The sequence below is a fragment of the Mycobacterium szulgai genome (assembly GCF_002116635.1).
GTDB classification, from domain to species: domain Bacteria; phylum Actinomycetota; class Actinomycetes; order Mycobacteriales; family Mycobacteriaceae; genus Mycobacterium; species Mycobacterium szulgai.
In genome coordinates, this window is sequence record NZ_LQPW01000031.1 from 143,967 (window position 1) to 160,629 (window position 16,663).

General features: G+C 66.5%; 16 protein-coding genes and 1 tRNA gene. 11 read left to right on the forward strand and 6 right to left on the reverse strand.

Annotation, left to right across the window (positions count from 1 at the left end):
• Window positions 1-83 precede the first annotated feature (83 nt).
• The 7 genes from AWC27_RS07800 (at window position 84) to AWC27_RS07830 (ending at window position 7,540) form a co-directional block, all read left to right on the forward strand.
• Complete coding sequence (locus AWC27_RS07800; RefSeq protein WP_085669951.1) at window positions 84-1,688, forward strand: amidohydrolase; 1,605 nt, start codon at window positions 84-86, stop codon at window positions 1,686-1,688.
• On the forward strand, window positions 1,685-2,644 hold the full coding sequence (locus AWC27_RS07805; protein WP_085669952.1) for an o-succinylbenzoate synthase: 960 nt from the start codon (window positions 1,685-1,687) through the stop codon (window positions 2,642-2,644). The genes AWC27_RS07800 and AWC27_RS07805 overlap by 4 nt, the downstream gene beginning before the upstream one ends.
• Before the next feature lie 10 nt (window positions 2,645-2,654).
• Window positions 2,655-3,446, forward strand: coding sequence for an alpha/beta fold hydrolase (locus tag AWC27_RS07810; RefSeq protein ID WP_085669953.1), 792 nt, complete (start codon window positions 2,655-2,657; stop codon window positions 3,444-3,446).
• A gap of 25 nt (window positions 3,447-3,471) precedes the next feature.
• On the forward strand, window positions 3,472-5,106 hold the full coding sequence (gene menD / locus AWC27_RS07815; protein ID WP_085669954.1) for a 2-succinyl-5-enolpyruvyl-6-hydroxy-3-cyclohexene-1-carboxylic-acid synthase: 1,635 nt from the start codon (window positions 3,472-3,474) through the stop codon (window positions 5,104-5,106).
• Entirely contained in the window at window positions 5,103-5,591 is a 489-nt protein-coding gene (locus tag AWC27_RS07820) for a DUF3592 domain-containing protein (RefSeq protein ID WP_085669955.1), read from the forward strand. Before menD ends, AWC27_RS07820 begins: the two co-directional genes overlap by 4 nt.
• Before the next feature lie 62 nt (window positions 5,592-5,653).
• Entirely contained in the window at window positions 5,654-6,799 is a 1,146-nt protein-coding gene (locus AWC27_RS07825) for a glycosyltransferase family 4 protein (RefSeq protein ID WP_085669956.1), read from the forward strand.
• A 51-nt stretch (window positions 6,800-6,850) separates the two neighbouring features.
• Window positions 6,851-7,540 (forward strand): demethylmenaquinone methyltransferase, encoded by a 690-nt coding sequence (locus tag AWC27_RS07830; protein WP_085670069.1) that lies wholly within the window; start codon window positions 6,851-6,853, stop codon window positions 7,538-7,540.
• On the opposite strand, the gene AWC27_RS07835 is transcribed toward AWC27_RS07830, so the two are convergent.
• The gene (locus tag AWC27_RS07835; protein ID WP_085669957.1) at window positions 7,537-7,887 is read right to left on the reverse strand and encodes a DUF732 domain-containing protein; all 351 of its coding nucleotides are present in this window, start codon (window positions 7,885-7,887) and stop codon (window positions 7,537-7,539) included. The genes AWC27_RS07830 and AWC27_RS07835 overlap by 4 nt on opposite strands.
• Window positions 7,888-7,979: 92 nt before the next feature.
• Window positions 7,980-9,209, reverse strand: a complete 1,230-nt coding sequence (gene menJ, locus AWC27_RS07840; protein WP_245846923.1) for a menaquinone reductase — start codon at window positions 9,207-9,209, stop codon at window positions 7,980-7,982.
• A gap of 21 nt (window positions 9,210-9,230) precedes the next feature.
• On the opposite strand from menJ, the gene grcC1 reads away from it, so the two are divergent.
• The 3 genes from grcC1 (at window position 9,231) to AWC27_RS07855 (ending at window position 11,564) form a co-directional block, all read left to right on the forward strand.
• Window positions 9,231-10,238 carry a nonaprenyl/(2E,6E)-farnesyl/geranylgeranyl diphosphat synthase gene (grcC1, locus tag AWC27_RS07845; RefSeq protein ID WP_245846924.1) on the forward strand — a complete coding sequence of 336 codons (1,008 nt, stop codon included), beginning with the start codon at window positions 9,231-9,233 and terminating at the stop codon, window positions 10,236-10,238.
• Between the two features lie 69 nt (window positions 10,239-10,307).
• On the forward strand, window positions 10,308-11,171 hold the full coding sequence (gene htpX / locus AWC27_RS07850; RefSeq protein WP_085669959.1) for a zinc metalloprotease HtpX: 864 nt from the start codon (window positions 10,308-10,310) through the stop codon (window positions 11,169-11,171).
• 36 nt (window positions 11,172-11,207) lie between these two features.
• A complete protein-coding gene (locus AWC27_RS07855; RefSeq protein WP_085669960.1) occupies window positions 11,208-11,564 on the forward strand; it encodes a type II toxin-antitoxin system HicB family antitoxin in 357 nt (118 codons plus the stop codon).
• 134 nt (window positions 11,565-11,698) lie between these two features.
• Here AWC27_RS07855 and AWC27_RS07860 read toward each other — a convergent pair whose 3' ends face one another.
• The 4 genes from AWC27_RS07860 to AWC27_RS07875 all read right to left on the reverse strand — a co-directional run bounded on the left by AWC27_RS07860 (window position 11,699) and on the right by AWC27_RS07875 (window position 16,485).
• Window positions 11,699-13,222, reverse strand: a complete 1,524-nt coding sequence (locus AWC27_RS07860; RefSeq protein WP_085670071.1) for a SulP family inorganic anion transporter — start codon at window positions 13,220-13,222, stop codon at window positions 11,699-11,701.
• Window positions 13,223-13,440: 218 nt separating this feature from the next.
• Entirely contained in the window at window positions 13,441-14,466 is a 1,026-nt protein-coding gene (locus tag AWC27_RS07865) for an NAD(P)H-dependent glycerol-3-phosphate dehydrogenase (protein ID WP_085669961.1), read from the reverse strand.
• A 22-nt stretch (window positions 14,467-14,488) separates the two neighbouring features.
• On the reverse strand, window positions 14,489-15,982 hold the full coding sequence (locus AWC27_RS07870) for a flavin-containing monooxygenase (RefSeq protein WP_085669962.1): 1,494 nt from the start codon (window positions 15,980-15,982) through the stop codon (window positions 14,489-14,491).
• 11 nt (window positions 15,983-15,993) lie between these two features.
• A complete protein-coding gene (locus AWC27_RS07875; protein ID WP_085669963.1) occupies window positions 15,994-16,485 on the reverse strand; it encodes a YajQ family cyclic di-GMP-binding protein in 492 nt (163 codons plus the stop codon).
• A gap of 70 nt (window positions 16,486-16,555) precedes the next feature.
• Here AWC27_RS07875 and AWC27_RS07880 point away from each other — a divergent pair.
• Window positions 16,556-16,639: transfer RNA gene (locus AWC27_RS07880), tRNA-Tyr, on the forward strand.
• The last annotated feature ends 24 nt before the right edge of the window (window positions 16,640-16,663 follow it).

Below are 16,663 nucleotides of genomic sequence, written 5' to 3' on the forward strand. Positions count from 1 at the left end.
TCGCGATCGCCACGTGCCTGAATTGTGGCGACCCGCTTCGTCCGGCTCCGCCGCCCTCGCGATCGCCACTAGGATGCCTGGCCATGGCTAATGCTGATCTCGTCATCACCGGAACCGTCCTGACCGTCGATGATGCGCGGCCAACAGCCGAGGCGATCGCGATCGCCGACGGGCGGATCATCGCCGTCGGCGACCGCTCCGACGTCGCCGCATACGTCGGCCCCGGCACCCGGACCATCGACCTGGGATCGGGCTGCGTCATGCCGGGTTTCGTTGAGGCGCACGGGCATCCGCTGATGGAGGCCGTCGCGCTGTCGGATCGGATCGTCGACATCCGTCCCGTCACCGTCCGCAACCCCGACAAGGTCGTCGACGTGATCCGGCGGGAGGCTGCTCGCCGCGGGCCGGCGGGTGCCTATCTCAACGGGTGGGACGCGCTGCTGCAGTCCGGGCTGCCCGAGCCGACGCTGGCCTGGCTCGACGACATCGCGCCCGACGGGCCGTTGGTGATCATCCACAACTCCGGGCACAAGGCCTACTTCAACAGCCACGCCGCCCGGCTCAACGGCCTGACCAGGGACACTCCCAACCCCAAGGGTGCCAGCTACGGCCGCGACGCCGACGGGAATCTCGACGGCACCGCCGAGGAGATCGGCGCGGTGTTCCCACTGCTGGCCGCCGCCATCGAGCCCAGCGACTACCCGGGGATGCTGCGCGAAGAGTGCGCCCGGCTCAACCGTGCCGGGCTGACGACCTGTTCGGAGATGGCTTTCGATCCCGCGTTCCGTTCGATTGTGGACCAGCTGCACGAGGAGCTGACGGTTCGGCTGCGCACCTACGAGATCTCCAATGCGCAGATGTCCACCGACGCCACCCCCGGCCAGGGCGATGACATGCTGCGCCAGGTCGGCATCAAGATCTGGGTAGACGGCTCGCCATGGATCGGCAACATCGCACTGTCGTTTCCTTATCTGGACACCACGGCCACCCGCGCCGCCGGTATCACGCCCGGCTCCTGCGGCTGCGCCAACTACACCCGCGAACAGCTGACCGAAATCGTGGGCGCCTACTTCCCATTGGGCTGGCCGATCGCCTGTCACGTGCAGGGCGATGCCGGCGTCGACACCATTCTCGACGTGTACGAGCAAGCGCTGCAAGACAATCCGCGCGACGACCACCGGCTGCGGCTCGAACACGTCGGTGCGATTCGGCCCGACCAACTCAAGCGTGCCGTCGAACTCGGAGTCACCTGCAGCATCTTCGTCGACCAGATCCACTACTGGGGTGATGTGATCGTCGACGGGTTATTCGGCGAAGAGCGTGGGTCGCGCTGGATGCCGGCCGGGTCCGCGGTGGCCGCCGGTATGCGGATCTCGCTGCACAACGATCCGCCGGTCACCCCCGAAGAGCCGCTGCGCAACATCAGCGTGGCCGCGACGCGTATGGCCCCGAGCGGGCGCGTGCTCGCACCGGAAGAGCGCTTGACCGTCGAACAGGCCATTCGCGCGCAGACCATCGATGCGGCCTGGCAGTTGTTCGCCGACGACGTGGTCGGCTCGCTTGAGGTCGGCAAGTACGCGGACCTGGTGGTGCTGTCGGCCGATCCGCGGGCGGTGCCGCCCGAGGAGATCGCCGATCTGGAGATTCGCGCGACCTTCTTGGCAGGGCGCCAGGTTTACCGGCAATGACACGCCCCCCGCTGGCCGAGCTACTGGACCGGCTGCACGTCGTGGCACTGCCGATGCGGGTGCGCTTCCGCGGCATCACCACCCGCGAAGTCGCGTTGATCCAGGGCCCGGCCGGCTGGGGCGAGTTCGGTGCGTTCGAGGAGTATGAGCCCGCAGAAGCCGCGCACTGGCTCGCCTCAGGCATCGAGGCCGCCTACACCCAGCCACCGCCGCTGCGGCGCGACCGCATCCCGGTCAACGCCACGGTCCCCGCCGTGAGCGCCGCCCAGGTACCTGAGGTGCTCGCCCGATTTCCCGGAGCCCGCACCGCCAAGGTCAAAGTCGCCGAGCCTGGGCAGACTCTGGCCGACGACGTCGACCGCGTCAACGCCGTGCGCGCACACGTGCAGACCGTACGGGTGGACGCGAATGGGGGCTGGGACCTGGACGAGGCAGTGCAGGCCGCCGTCGCTTTGACCGCCGACGGCCCGCTCGAGTACCTCGAACAGCCCTGCGCCACCGTCGGCGAACTCGCCGAACTCCGGCGGCGGATCGACGTGCCGATCGCTGCGGACGAAAGCATCCGCAAGGCCGACGACCCGTTGGCCGTCGTGCGTGCCGGGGCCGCCGATATAGCGGTGCTGAAAGTGGCGCCGCTGGGCGGGGTTGGTGCGCTGCTGGGCATCGCGGCGCAGATCGACATCCCGGTGGTGGTCTCCAGTGCACTCGACTCGGCCGTCGGCATCAGCGCCGGGCTCACCGCCGCCGCGGCCCTGCCGGAACTCCACCACGCGTGTGGCCTGGGCACCGGCCGGTTGTTCGTCGAAGACGTCGTCCCGGCCGTGGTGCCCGTCGGCGGCAGCCTGCCGGTCGGGCCGGTGGCACCCGATCCCGCGCGGGTGCAGACGCTGGCCGCGCCGCCGGACCGTCGGCAGTGGTGGATCGATCGGGTCAGGGCGTGCTATCGGCTGCTGTAGCGTCTCTCGGGTGATCAACCTGGCTTACGAAGACCGTGGCAGCGGGGACCCAGTGCTCTTCATCTCGGGCCACGGCGGCCCCGGACGCACCTGGCATCCACACCAACTCCCGGCATTCCTGGCGGCCGGATATCGCGTCATCACCTTCGACAACCGCGGCATCGGCGCAACCGAAAACGCCGAGGGCTTCACCACCCAAACCATGGTCAACGACACGGCGGCGATCATCGAATCACTCGGCATCGCCCCGGTGCGCATCGTCGGGGTCTCGATGGGTTCGTTCATCGCGCAGGAACTCATGGTGGTGCGTCCCGAGTTGGTCCACTCCGCGGTGCTGATGGCCACCCGCGGCCGGCTGGACCGCAGCCGCCAGTTCTTCCGCAAGGCCGAGGAAGACCTCTATGCCGCCGGTCTTTCGCTGCCCGACTCGTTCGACGCGAAAGTTCGTATGATGGAGAACTTTTCACCCAAGACGTTGAACGATGACAACGCCGCCGCGGACTGGATCGCGATGTTCACCATGTGGCCGACCAAATACACCCCGGGCTTTTATGCCCAGCTGGAAGTGTCGCCGACCACCAACCGGCTGCCGGCCTACCGCAACATCGCCGCACCGGTGCTGGTGATCGGCTTCGCTGACGACATGGTGACCCCGCCCTATTTGGGACGTGAGGTCGCCGACGCCCTGCCCAACGGGCGCTACCTGCAGATACCCGACGCAGGCCACCTCGGCTTCTTCGAACGGCCGGAGCCCGTCAACGCCGCCATGCTGAAGTTCTTCAGCCTCGCCAATACGCAGTGATCGGGCGCTGTGCCACCCTGTACTGATGAACCCGTCGACGACTCAAGCGCGCGTCGTCGTTGACGAGCTGATCCGCGGCGGCGTCCGCGACGTGGTGTTATGCCCCGGTTCGCGGAACGCGCCGCTGGCCTTCGCGCTGCAGGACGCCGACCGGGCCGGCCGAATCCGGTTGCACGTGCGCATCGATGAACGTACCGCCGGCTACCTGGCCATCGGTCTGGCCATCGGGGCACCCAACAAATCTGCGCCGGTGTGTATCGCGATGACGTCGGGCACCGCGGTGGCCAACCTGGGCCCGGCGGTGGTGGAAGCCAACTACGCCCGGGTTCCGCTGATCGTGCTTTCGGCCAACCGGCCCTACGAACTGCTAGGCACCGGGGCCAACCAGACCATGGAGCAATTGGGTTATTTCGGCTCGCAGGTGCGCGCCACCATCAGCCTGGGTCTGGCCGAGAATGCGCCCGAGCGGCTGGCTGCCCACAACGCGACCTGGCGCTCGGCCACCTGCCGAGTCTTGGCCGCTGCCACCGGTTCTCGCACCGCGAACGCCGGCCCGGTGCACTTCGACATCCCGTTGCGCGAACCGCTGGTGCCCGACCCCGAACCGCACGGCGCCGGCACGCCCGACGGCCGGCCCAGCGGTAGGCCGTGGACTTATACGCCGCCGGTCACCTTCGATCAGCCGCTGGACATCGACCTGTCCGCGGACACAGTCGTCATCGCCGGGCATGGCGCGGGCGTACATCCCAACCTGGCGGAATTACCGACCGTCGCCGAGCCGACGGCACCCGCTGGTGCGAATCCGCTGCATCCGCTGGCGCTGCCTCTGTTGCGCCCTCAGCAGGTGATCATGCTGGGCCGGCCGACGCTGCACCGACCGGTATCGGCCCTGCTGGCCGATCCCAAAGTGCCGGTGTATGCGCTGACCACCGGGCCGCGCTGGCCGGATGTCTCGGGCAACTCACAAGCCACCGGTACGCGGGCGGTTACCACCGGGAAACCCGAACAGGCTTGGCTGCACCGCTGCGCGGAGGTGAACGAGCATGCGCTGCGCGCGGTGCGCTCCCAGCTCGCGGCGCATCCGCTGACCACCGGCCTGCACGTGGCCGCGGCCGTGGCGGACGCGCTGCGCCCGGGCGACCAGCTGGTGCTCGGCGCGTCGAACCCGGTTCGCGATGCGGCACTGGTGGGGCTGGACACGCACGGTATCCAGGTGCGGTCCAATCGCGGCGTGGCCGGTATCGACGGCACAGTGTCGACCGCCATCGGGGCGGCCCTGGCTCATCAGGGGCGCACGATCGCGCTGATCGGCGACCTGACTTTCGTCCACGACAGCTCCGGGCTGCTGATCGGTCCCACCGAGCCGACGCCGCGACAGCTCACCATCGTGGTCTCCAACGACAACGGCGGCGGCATCTTCGAACTGCTCGAGCAGGGCGACCCGCGGTTCTCCGACGTCTCGTCGCGGGTTTTCGGCACCCCGCACGACGTCGATGTGGGGGCACTGTGTCGCGCTTACCACGTGGAGAGCCGGCAGATCGAAGCCGACGAGCTGGCCACCGCGCTGGCCGAACCCGGTGCCGGCATGCGGGTGCTGGAGGTCAAAGCCGACCGGTCCTCCCTGCGTCAGCTGCATGCCGCTATCAAAGCGGCCCTATGATTTCGCCGAAACGGTTGCTGCGCATCCTGATTCACGGCACTAATGCAGATTTTCCGGACACCCGGGCCCGGATCGTGGTGAGGTGGGTGCGAATCGCGATTCTGGTGGTGACGGCGCTGGTGACGCTGCAGTCGGTGTTGCTGGTGGCCGGTGCCTGGCGCGATGACCTGGCGATCGAGAGCAATATGGGCGTCGCGCAGGCTGAGGTGCTCAGTGCCGGGCCGCGGCGCTCGACCATCGAGTTCGTCACTCCCGAGCGGGTCACCTACCGGCCCGAACTCGGTGTGTTGTATCCGTCCGAGCTGGCCACCGGCATGCGGATCTATGTCGAATACAACAAGAAGGACCCCAACCTGGTGCGGGTGCAGCACCGCAACGCCGGGCTGGCGATCATTCCCGCGGGGTCCATCGCGGTGGTTGCGTGGCTGGCCGCCACGGTCGCGCTGGTCGGGTTGGCGTTGCTGGACAAACGGCTCAATCACTAGATTTCGCGTCGCGTACGCCCGCCGGCAACCTTTGCGACAGTCGCCGCTGACACTGTGGTGGCGTGCGCGTGGCGATCGTCGCAGAGTCGTTCCTGCCCAACGTCAACGGTGTCAGCAACTCGGTGGTGCGGATACTCGAGCATCTACGCCGCACCGGTCACGAGGCCCTCGTCATCGCGCCGGATGCCCCGCCGGGGCAACCCCGTGCCGAACGACTGCACGACGGCGTCCGGGTGCACCGGGCGCCGTCGCGGATGTTCCCCAAAGTCACCACACTGCCGCTGGGGGTACCGACTCCGCGGCTGCTTCGGGTGCTGCGCGGATTCGATCCCGACGTAGTGCATTTGGCATCCCCGGCGTTGCTCGGCTACGGCGGCGTGCGCGCCGCGCGCCGCCTCGGCGTCCCCACTGTCGCCGTATATCAAACGGACGTACCGGGTTTCGCGGCCAGCTACGGAATTCCGATGACCGAGCGGGCCGCGTGGGCCTGGTTCCGGCATCTGCACGGTCTGGCCGACCGTACCCTGGCCCCGTCCACCTCGACCATGGAAACGCTTGTTAACCAAGGGATTCCGCGATTGCACCGGTGGGCGCGTGGGGTCGACCTGATCCGGTTCGCGCCGTCGGCACGCGACGAGGCGTTGCGGCGGCGGTGGTCGCCGTACGGCAAGCCGATCGTGGGGTTCGTCGGCCGGCTGGCGCCCGAGAAGCATGTCGATCGGCTCGCGGTGCTCGCCGCGACGGGCGCGCTGCAGCTGGTCATCGTCGGCGACGGAATCGACCAGCGCAAGCTGCAATCATTGATGCCCACAGCGGTTTTCACGGGTGCGCTGTATGGCGTTGAGCTCGCCACGGCGTACGCCAGCATGGACGTTTTCGTGCATCCCGGTGAGCACGAGACGTTTTGTCAGGTCGTGCAGGAAGCGCTGGCGTCGGGGCTGCCGGTGATCGCCCCCGACGCCGGCGGCCCGCGCGATCTGGTCGCCCCGCAGCGCACCGGGTTGCTGTTGCCCGTCTCGCAGTTCGAAGCATTGCTGCCGGCAGCGGTCGCGCACTTGATCGACGAGCGCGACCGGTACTCGCCGGCGGCCCGGCGTAGTGTGCTGGGCCGCGGCTGGACGGTGATCTGCGACGAGCTGATGGGCCACTACGAAGCGGTCATGTCCGACCCCGGTCGGGCCGGGACGTCCTGGCCCAGATACGCCTGAACCGAACACCTCGGCGGGCATGCCATTCCCGGTTCCGCTAGCGTCGTCGTGGTGAGCCGCGCGGCCCTGGACAAGGACCCCCGAGACGTCGCCTCGATGTTCGACGGCGTCGCCCGCCGTTACGACTTGACCAACACCGTGCTGTCGTTCGGCCAGGACCGGCACTGGCGGCGTGCCACCCGATCGGCGTTGAGCATCGGGCCCGGGAAGAAGGTGCTGGATCTGGCGGCCGGGACCGCCGTATCGACGGTGGAGTTGGCCAAGTCCGGGGCGTGGTGTGTGGCAGCCGATTTCTCCGTCGGGATGCTGGCCGCCGGCGCTGCCCGCAACGTGCCCAAGGTTGCCGGTGACGCTACCCGGCTGCCGTTTGCCGACGGGGTCTTCGATGCGGTCACCATCAGTTTCGGTCTGCGTAACGTGGTCGACCAGCAAGCCGCGCTACGCGAGATGGCCCGCGTCACCGCGCCCGGCGGGCGTTTGGTGGTGTGCGAATTCTCCACGCCCACCAATGCGCTGTTCGCGACCGCCTACAAGGAGTACCTGATGCAGGCGTTACCGAGGGTGGCGCAAACCGTATCCAGCAATCCCGAGGCGTACGTCTACCTCGCCGAGTCGATCAGGGCGTGGCCGGACCAGGAGACGCTGGCGCACCAGATTTCACAGGCCGGTTGGGCCGGGGTGCGCTGGCGGAATCTGACCGGCGGCATTGTGGCGTTGCACGCAGGCTACAAGCCGCTCTAGCTGTTTCCCGCTTGCTGCAGGAAGCCCACGTGCTCGGGGCAGTAGTGGTCGATCGCGGCGCCCAGGAACTGGAACGCCTGACCCTGTGTGGTGCCGCGCGGGAGGTTGTTCTGGATGAACGTCGCCGACTTGTAGGCATTGCCGTCCACGCCGCGGCTGATTCGCTCACAACTGATCTTGCCCAGCCATGCGTCGTAGTCCTGCGGCCCATAGATGCCGAAGCCGTGAATGGTGTTCATAAATGGGGCGTCGTAGTCGTCGGCCTGCGCCGGCCCGGCCAGCGCGATAGCACCTGCCAACATCGGTGTCGCCATGCCGATGACCTTGGCCAGCTTCTTGCCGTTCATTAGGTGGACTATACGCCGGGCCCGGCCTCGTCGTCTTGGGCACGTTGTCCTGAAATCCGCGCGGATGCGCCAACAACTGCCCTGGGGCGCGCTCAGCTGAACGGCGGCCGTCGGTCGATGAGGCGCGACGCCCGCCCGCAGCTGCGCCATACCCGGGCCACCCAGTCGGCGTCCTCGTCGACGACCAGATTGGCCATCACGCGCACCGCGATGGTCATCAGTGTGGTGGAGCGCACGGTGAGGGGTCCGACGGCTGGCAGGAACCGCTGGAAGGTCAGCAGCAGTGCGAGCCTGCGTGCCAGCGAGAACTCGCGGCTGTAGTGGTCGTGCAGCAGCGACGGCCAGAGCCGCGACAGATCGCGCGAGTCCAGCAGTTCGGCGGCCAGGCGCCCCGTCTCCAGCCCATAGTCGATGCCTTCGCCGTTGAGCGGGTTGACGCAGGCCGCGGCGTCACCGATGAGCATCCAGTTGGGTCCGGCCACGCCCGAGACCGCGCCGCCCATCGGCAGCAAAGCCGAGGCCACCGCGCGCGGCTCACCGGTGAAGCCCCACTCTTCGCGGCGCAGGTCGGTGTAATACGAGATGAGCGGGCGCAGCGGCAGGTCGGCCGGCCGTTTGGCCGTCGACAGCGCGCCCACGCCGATGTTCACCTCGCCGTTGCCCAGCGGAAAAATCCAGCCGTAGCCGGGCAGCACCACGCCATCGGGGGAGCGCAGTTCCAGGTGCGAGGTGAGCCAGGGTTCGTCGCCGCGCGCGCTGGTTAGGTACCCACGCGCGGCGGTCCCGTACACCGTCTCCTTATGCCAGCGCCTGCCGAGTTTGCGGCCCAGTGCGGAGCGGGCTCCGTCGGCAACGATCAGTTGCCCACACTTCACCTCGGTGTGGTCGGCCAGTATCACCGACATCACCCGTCGCGATGAGTCATGATGAGCGCCAACAACTTTCGTCCCCAGCAGCATGCAGGCACCGGAATCCTCGGCGACCTTGCGGATCCGATCGTCGAGCTCTATCCGGGCCACCGCGGTGCTGTAGGACGGAAAGGACGGCCCCGGCCACTCCACTTCCACGTCGCCGCCGTACCCGCTCATCCGCAGCCCGCGATGACGGATGTGCCCGTCCAGCCACTCGCCCAGCCCCAGCCGGCGTAGCTCGGCCACGGCGCGGGGCGTCAGCCCGTCGCCGCAGGGCTTGTCCCGCGGGAAACTGGCCGAGTCGATGACGAGCACGTCGCGGCCCGCGCGCGCCGCCCATGCGGCCGCCGCGGAGCCGGCCGGTCCGGCGCCCACGACTACCACGTCTGCCTTGGCGGCGGTGCTGTTCACGCCCACCAGTATGTTGGTCGGGTGAGTACTCCGGCGACTGTGGTGGCGGGCGTTGACTTCGGCGACGCCGCATTCGCCGCCACCGTGCGTGCGGGTGTCGCCCGGATCGAGCAGCTCATGGACGACGAGCTGCGCGGTGCCCATGAGGTGATGACCGATTCGCTGCTACACCTCTTCTTGGCCGGCGGCAAACGCTTCCGCCCGCTGTTCACCGTGCTGGCGGCCCAGACGGGGCCGAAACCCGACGCCGCAGAGGTCACGACAGCAGGGGCGGTCGTCGAGTTGATTCACCTGGCGACGCTGTACCACGACGACGTGATGGACGAGGCCGCGGTGCGCCGTGGCGCCCCCAGCGCCAATGCGCGCTGGGGCAACAATGTCGCGATTCTGGCCGGCGACTATCTGTTGGCGACGGCCTCGCGGTTGGTGTCCTGGCTGGGACCGGAGGCGGTCCGTATCGTCGCCGACACGTTCGCCGAGCTCGTCACGGGTCAGATGCGCGAGACGCGCGGCGCCCCGGAGGGCGCCGACATGATCGAGCAGTACTTGAAGGTGGTGCACGAGAAGACGGGCAGCCTGATCGCGGCGGCGGGCCGGTTCGGCGCCATGTTCTCCGGTGCCGATGAAGACCAGGTCGAGCGGCTGAGCCGGCTCGGCAACATCGTGGGCACCGCGTTCCAGATCGCCGACGACATCATCGACATCGACAGCGAATCCCAGGAGTCGGGCAAGGTGCCGGGCACCGATATCCGCGAAGGGGTGCACACGCTGCCGATGCTCTACGCACTCCGCGAGACCGGACCCGACAGTGTGCGGCTGCGGGAGTTGCTGGCCGGACCGGTGCGCGACGACGACGAGGTGCTCGAAGCCCTGACGCTGCTGCGGGCGTCGCCGGGCATGGCCAAGGCCAAAGACGTGCTGGCGCAGTACGCCGCGCAGGCGCGTCATGAGCTGGATCTGCTGCCCGACGTTCCGGGCCGGCACGCGCTGGCCGCACTGGTCGACTACACCATCAGCCGGCACGGTTAGGCGGCTTTTTAGGAACCCAACGAGCCATGATGGCGTTGGGTTAGCTAGAAGCTCCTAGGAGGACCACCAATGACCTGGCATCCCCATGCCAACAGGCTGAAGACCTTCGTTCTGTTGGCCGGTATGTCCGCACTGATCGTGTTCGTCGGTGCGTTGTTCGGCAGGACGGCGCTGATCCTGGCCACCCTGTTCGCGGTCGGGATCAACGTCTACACCTACTACAACAGCGACAAGCTGGCGTTGCGGGCGATGCACGCCCAGCCGGTCTCCGAGCTGCAGGCGCCGGCGATGTACCGGATCGTGCGCGAGCTGGCCACCGCTGCCCATCAGCCGATGCCGCGGCTGTACATCAGTGACACCAGTGCGCCCAATGCGTTCGCCACCGGACGCAACCCACGCAACGCCGCGGTGTGCTGCACCACCGGAATCCTGCAGATCCTCAATGAGCGCGAGTTGCGTGCGGTGCTGGGGCATGAGCTGTCGCACGTCTACAACCGCGACATCCTGATTTCGTGCGTGGCGGGCGCGCTCGCATCGGTGATCACCGCGCTGGCCAACATGGCAATGTGGTTCGGAGCTTTTGGCGGCGACCGCGAGCAAGGCGCGAACCCCTTTGCACTGCTGCTGGTTTCGCTACTGGGGCCCATCGCGGCGACGGTGGTCCGGCTCGCCGTGTCCCGGTCGCGGGAGTATCAGGCCGACGAGTCGGGCGCTGTGCTGACCGGGGACCCGTTGGCGTTGGCGTCGGCGCTGCGCAAGATTTCCGGCGGTGTGCAGATGGCGCCGTTGCCGCCGGAGCCGCAGCTGGCCAGCCAGGCGCACCTGATGATCGCCAACCCGTTCCGTGCGGGTGAGCGGATCGGGTCGCTGTTTTCGACCCACCCGCCGATCGAGGACCGCATCCGCCGGCTGGAGGCGATGGCGCGCGGGTGACTGCCGCGTCGACGTCACCTGTGCTATCAAATCCGCGTGAACCGGTACACCTTTCGCGTGCAGTGGTCGCGCGAGGAACGCCAATACGTCGGTAGGTGCGTCGAGTTGCCGTTCTTGTCGCGACCGGCGCCGACCGCGCGAGAGGCCCTGGCCGCGACTTCGGACGCCGTCGACGAGCATTTGCGTGCCTTGCGGGACAGCGACCAAGAGCCGCCCGAACCGTTGACCGAACGTCGGTATAGCGGGAGATTCATCGTGCGAACCTCACCCGCATTGCATGAGCGGTTGGCTATCGAAGCTGCCGAGGAGCGGATCTCGATGAACCAGTTGGTGGTTCAGAAGCTCGCCGGGCGTCCGCTTGGCAGCGGCCTCGGGGCGATCCTCTTCGAATAGAGCTCGCTCGATGCATTTCGAATTGTGATATCGCCTGTGATATCGCATTTTGACAGGCACTGTGGCCCCGGAGCGCCGGTCTAAACCATCAGTGCCTTTTGAATGCGATATCGCAGGCGATATCGCTCTAGCCGCTAGGCGGCGGCTTCGGGACGTTTCCCTTCGGCCGGCCCGTGCACGCGAGCCGAATGCCCTCTTTCCAGCACACCCCGAATGCGAACCTTGCCGCCGGTGGCACGGTGCTGGCGCTGCCAGTCCGTAATCGCCTGGTGTGCAGCGTGATCGAGGTAGCTGACCGCGATGTGAAGCGTCACCGTGGCGCGTTCGGGCACCGAGGCAAGCTCGCGAGTAAGCCGGGGCAGCGAGAGGAAGGTGCACGCGCCTTCGACGATCACCCGCCATTCGTCGCCCACGGGCTGGACATCCACCTTGGCTCGTATCACACGCCATCCGGTCATCGCGATGGCCAGCGCCAGCCCGATCACGACGCCGTGCAGCAGATTCAGGAAGACGACCGCGACGATGGTCACCAGGTAGATGGCCAAATCGCCGGTCTTCAAAGCGGTTTCGATGTGTGCCGGTTGCAGCAACTGAATCCCGATGACAATGAGCAGCCCGGCCAGCGCCGCAGTAGGGATCTGCTCGATGAGGCCGGCAAACGGAAGTGTGAACAGCAGGATCCAAAAACCATGCAGGATGGTCGATGCGCTGGTTTTCGCCCCCGCCTTGATATTGGCCGAGCTGCGTACGATCACACCCGCGATGGGCAGCCCACCGATCCCGCCCGACACGATGTTGGACGCACCCTGACCGATCAGCTCGCGGTTGAGTTCGGTGCGCGGTCCGTTGTGCATTCGGTCGGTGGCGACTGCGGTGAGCAGACTTTGGACGCTGGTGATCAGCGTGACGGTGATAACCCCCAGGACGACGGCCGCCCAATTGCCGTGGGGCAGTGCCGGCAGCTGCAGCGCTTCCAGGACCGACCCGTCCAGCGTGATCCGGGATACCTGGAACGGAAACACCACTGAGATCGTCGTCACCACCACGATCGCCACCAACGGCCCGGGAACAGCGGCCAGCTTGGCCGGCGCCCAGCGCCAGGCAACCATGATGGCGATCACCAGCATGCCGAGGATGAGTCCGGGCCGGTGCGCGCCCAGAATCTGCGCCGGCAACCCAATTACGTTGTCCCAGGCCGAACTATGGGACTCCCCACCGAGCAACACGTGGGTTTGCTGAAGCGCGATGGTGATTCCGATGCCGGCCAGCATCGCGTGCACCACCACCGGTGAGATAGCAAGGGCCGCACGCGCGACACGGCTCAGGCCCAACAGCACTTGCATGGCGCCGGCGGCGACCGTGATGAAACAGGTTATGCCCCAGCCAAACTCGGCGATCAAATCGGCCACCACCACGGTAAGGCCCGCCGCAGGTCCGCTGACCTGCAGCGGCGATCCGCCCAGTGCGCCGCCAACGATCCCGCCGACGATCGCGGCGATGAGTCCGGCCAGAACCGGCGCATCCGAGGCGATCGCAATGCCCAGTGACAAGGGCAGCGCCACAAGGAAAACCACCAGCGAGGCAGGCAAGTCGTGTTGCGTGATTGATCGCAATCGATCGATTTGCGATGGCTGGTAAAGCTTTTCGATTTGTTGCATCGGTCCGATGCCCCCGCCCATATACGTCGTATCACGTACTCGTAATATTCTGGCGCACAGGCGAATACAATTATTCGCCGAGAATGTCCTGGAACGCCTTTGTTCTGGATCTTGAACGCCTAGTGCCTTGTTCGAAGGTATTGGCGCGGGCGCACCTCGGCAACCGGACGCGCAAGGTGCATAGCGAACGCAAATCTTTACTGTGACTGGCGTGACGTTTAAAAACCCGAGCCGTGAACTTCGTGTCCCGGTACCTCGGCGATCAGCCCCTCGTAGGCCTGCTCCACCGACGAGCCGTGGTTGATGACGGCGTCAACCTCGCGGGCGATCGGCATGTTCAGTCCGAATTCATTGGCGAATTCCATGATCACGCTGGCCGCCTTGACGCCTTCGGCAACCTGATTCATCGATGCGATGATCTCGTCGATCGGTTTGCCCGCGCCGAGCTGTTCGCCGACATGGCGGTTGCGGCTGCGCTGACTGGTGCACGTGACGATCAAGTCGCCAAGACCGGCCAGTCCCGGGAACGTCTCGCTCTTGCCGCCCAGCGCCACACCCATCTTCGTCATCTCGCGCAGTGCGCGAGCGATGACCAGAGCCCGGGTGTTTTCGCCGATGCCCAGTGAGTAGCCCATCCCCACCGCGATGGCGAAGACGTTCTTGAGGGCGCCCGCCGTCTCGACACCGATGACATCGTCGGTGGTGTACACGCGGAAACGCCGGGTGCGAAACAGCGCCGACAGCCGCGTCGCCAAATGCTGGTCGGGCATGGCCAGCACTGCGGCGGCGGCATAGCCCTCAGCCACCTCACGGGCGATGTTCGGCCCGGCCAGAATGCCGGCCGGATGACCGGGCAGGATCTCCTCGACGATCTGCGACATCCGCATATTGGTGCCCTGCTCGAGCCCTTTGACCAGGGAGACTACCGGCACCCAGGGTCGCAGTTCCTTGCTCAGCTCGGTGAGCACGCCGCGAAAGCCGTGCGAGGGCACGCCCATGACGACGACATCGGCGCAATTGGCGGCCTCGGCGAAATCGGTAGTGGCCCGCAGCGTCTCGCTGAGTAGAACTTCGTTGCCCAGATAGCGGCTGTTGCGGTGCTTTTCGTTGATGTCGGTGGCGGTCTCCTCCGAGCGCACCCATTGCAGCGTCGGGCCGCGGCGCGCGCAAATGGACGCAACGGTGGTGCCCCAGGAACCGCCACCGAGGACAACGACGTTGGGTTCACGCATCTGAGCTGCCATGGGGTTCAGCGTAAACCCAGAATTACCCGGCTAAAGGTGCCCGGTCTGCAGCGCGGCCGAACAGCATGGCCTCCTCGATGCGGTCGAACCGGTAGTCGATGGCGTCGGCGAAGTAGTTCTGCCGGACATTCCACGGTCGCTTGGTGCCCGACTTGGGTAGGGCGTGCAGCGCCCGTCGCACGTAGCCGGCCTGAATGTCCCACGCCGGCTTCTCGGCCATCGGCTGGTCACCCAGGTGCGGAGTGGCGTGGGTGTAGCCGTGAGCTGCCATGAACTCCAGCAGTTTTGCCGTCGCCCGTGCGGTCATGTCGGCGCGCAGCGTCCAGGACGCGTTCGTGTAGCCGACGCACCAGAACAGATTCGGCACGTCCTCGAGCATGTGCGCCTTGTAGACGAAGCGGTCCCGGGGATTGATCTCGACTCCGTCGATGCTGATCGTGGCGCCGCCGAGGGCCTGCAACTGCAGGCCGGTGGCGGTCACGATGATGTCGGCATCCAAGTGGTTGCCCGACTTCAGCGCGATTCCGGTGGCATCGAAATGCTCGATGTTGTCGGTGACGACGTCGGCGTGGCCGTCGGCGATGGCGTTGTACAGATCGGCGTCGGGAATCAGGCACAGCCGCTGGTCCCAGGGGTTGTACCGGGGCTTGAAATGGGTGTCGACGTCGTAGCCCTTGGGCAGGCTGTTGATCGCCTTGCGCCGCAGCATCCACTTGATCATCCCCGGTAACTTGCGCGACAAGAACCAGAGCACCGCTTCCATCAAGGCGTTGTAGGTGCGGATTACCAAGTGAGCAGGCCTGCGCGGCAACAGTTTACGGCTGACCGCGGCAACCTTGCTGTATTTGGACGCCGAGATGAGATAGGTCGGCGAGCGTTGCAGCATGGTCACCTTTGCGGCGCGTTCTGCCATCGATGGGATCAGCGTGACCGCGGTTGCTCCGCTGCCGATCACCACGACCTTCTTGCCCGTGTAGTCCAATTCCTCCGGCCAGTGCTGCGGATGGATGACGGTCCCGCCGAACTGCTCGATGCCAGGGAATTCGGGTGTGTAGCCCTCGTCGTAGTTGTAGTAGCCGCTGGCGAAGAACACGAACCGGCCGCGGTACTGCTTTTGGGTATTCCCGCCGTCTTGCTCGACGCTGACCGTCCAGGTGTCGGTCGACGAATCCCAGTTGGCTGCGCGGACGTAGGTGTTGAACCGGATGTGGTCGTCGATCCCGTACTTGTGGGCGGTATTGGTCAGGTACTCGCGGATGTGATCGCCGTCGGCGACCCCTTCCTCGCGCGTCCACGGCTCGAACGGAAAGCTGAGCGTGAAGATGCTGCTGTCCGATCGCACACCGGGATAGCGGAACAGATCCCAGGTGCCACCGATCTGCGCCCGCCGCTCCAGGATGACGTAGCTCAGCCGGGGGTTGCGCTCGGTGAGCCGATAAGCGGCGCCGAGGCCGGAGATGCCGGCGCCGACGATGATGACGTCGACGTCGGTTGCCTGATGGGGGGTCACGGTCATCGCGAGCCCCGCTATCGGTAGTTCACGAACTGCAGCGCTACGTCGAGGTCGGCCTGTCGCAGCAGCGCCTGAACGGCCTGCAGGTCGTCGCGCTTCTTGCTGGTGACGCGAACCTCGTCGCCCTGGATCTGGGTTTTGACGGTCTTAGGGCCCTCGTCGCGGATGAGTTTGGTGATCTTCTTGGCGTTCTCGCTGCTGATGCCCTGCTTGAGGGTTCCGGTGACCTTGTAGGTCTTGCCCGAGGCCTGTGGGTCGCCGGCGTCAAAGGCCTTCATCGAGATGTCGCGGCGGATCAGCTTCTCCTTAAACACGTCCACGGCGGCCTTGACGCGCTCCTCGGTGGACGAGACGAGCTCGACGGCCTCCTCGCCCTTCCAGGCGATCGTCGTGTCGGTGCCGCGGAAGTCGAACCGTGTCGAGAGTTCCTTGGCGGCCTGGTTCAGCGCGTTGTCAACCTCCTGGCGGTCGATCTTGCTGACGATGTCGAACGATGAGTCCGCCATGCGATAGCCCCTCCTCCATTGGTGCTAGCCGTTTGTGAACTGTCTACCCGTTCGTTGTAACCTGCTAGGCGGCAGGTTGCCCGAGCGGCCAATGGGAGCGGACTGTAAATCCGTCGCGAAAGCTTCACAGGTTCGAATCCTGTACCTGCCACCACCATTGCTACAGGGGATAGAGCGG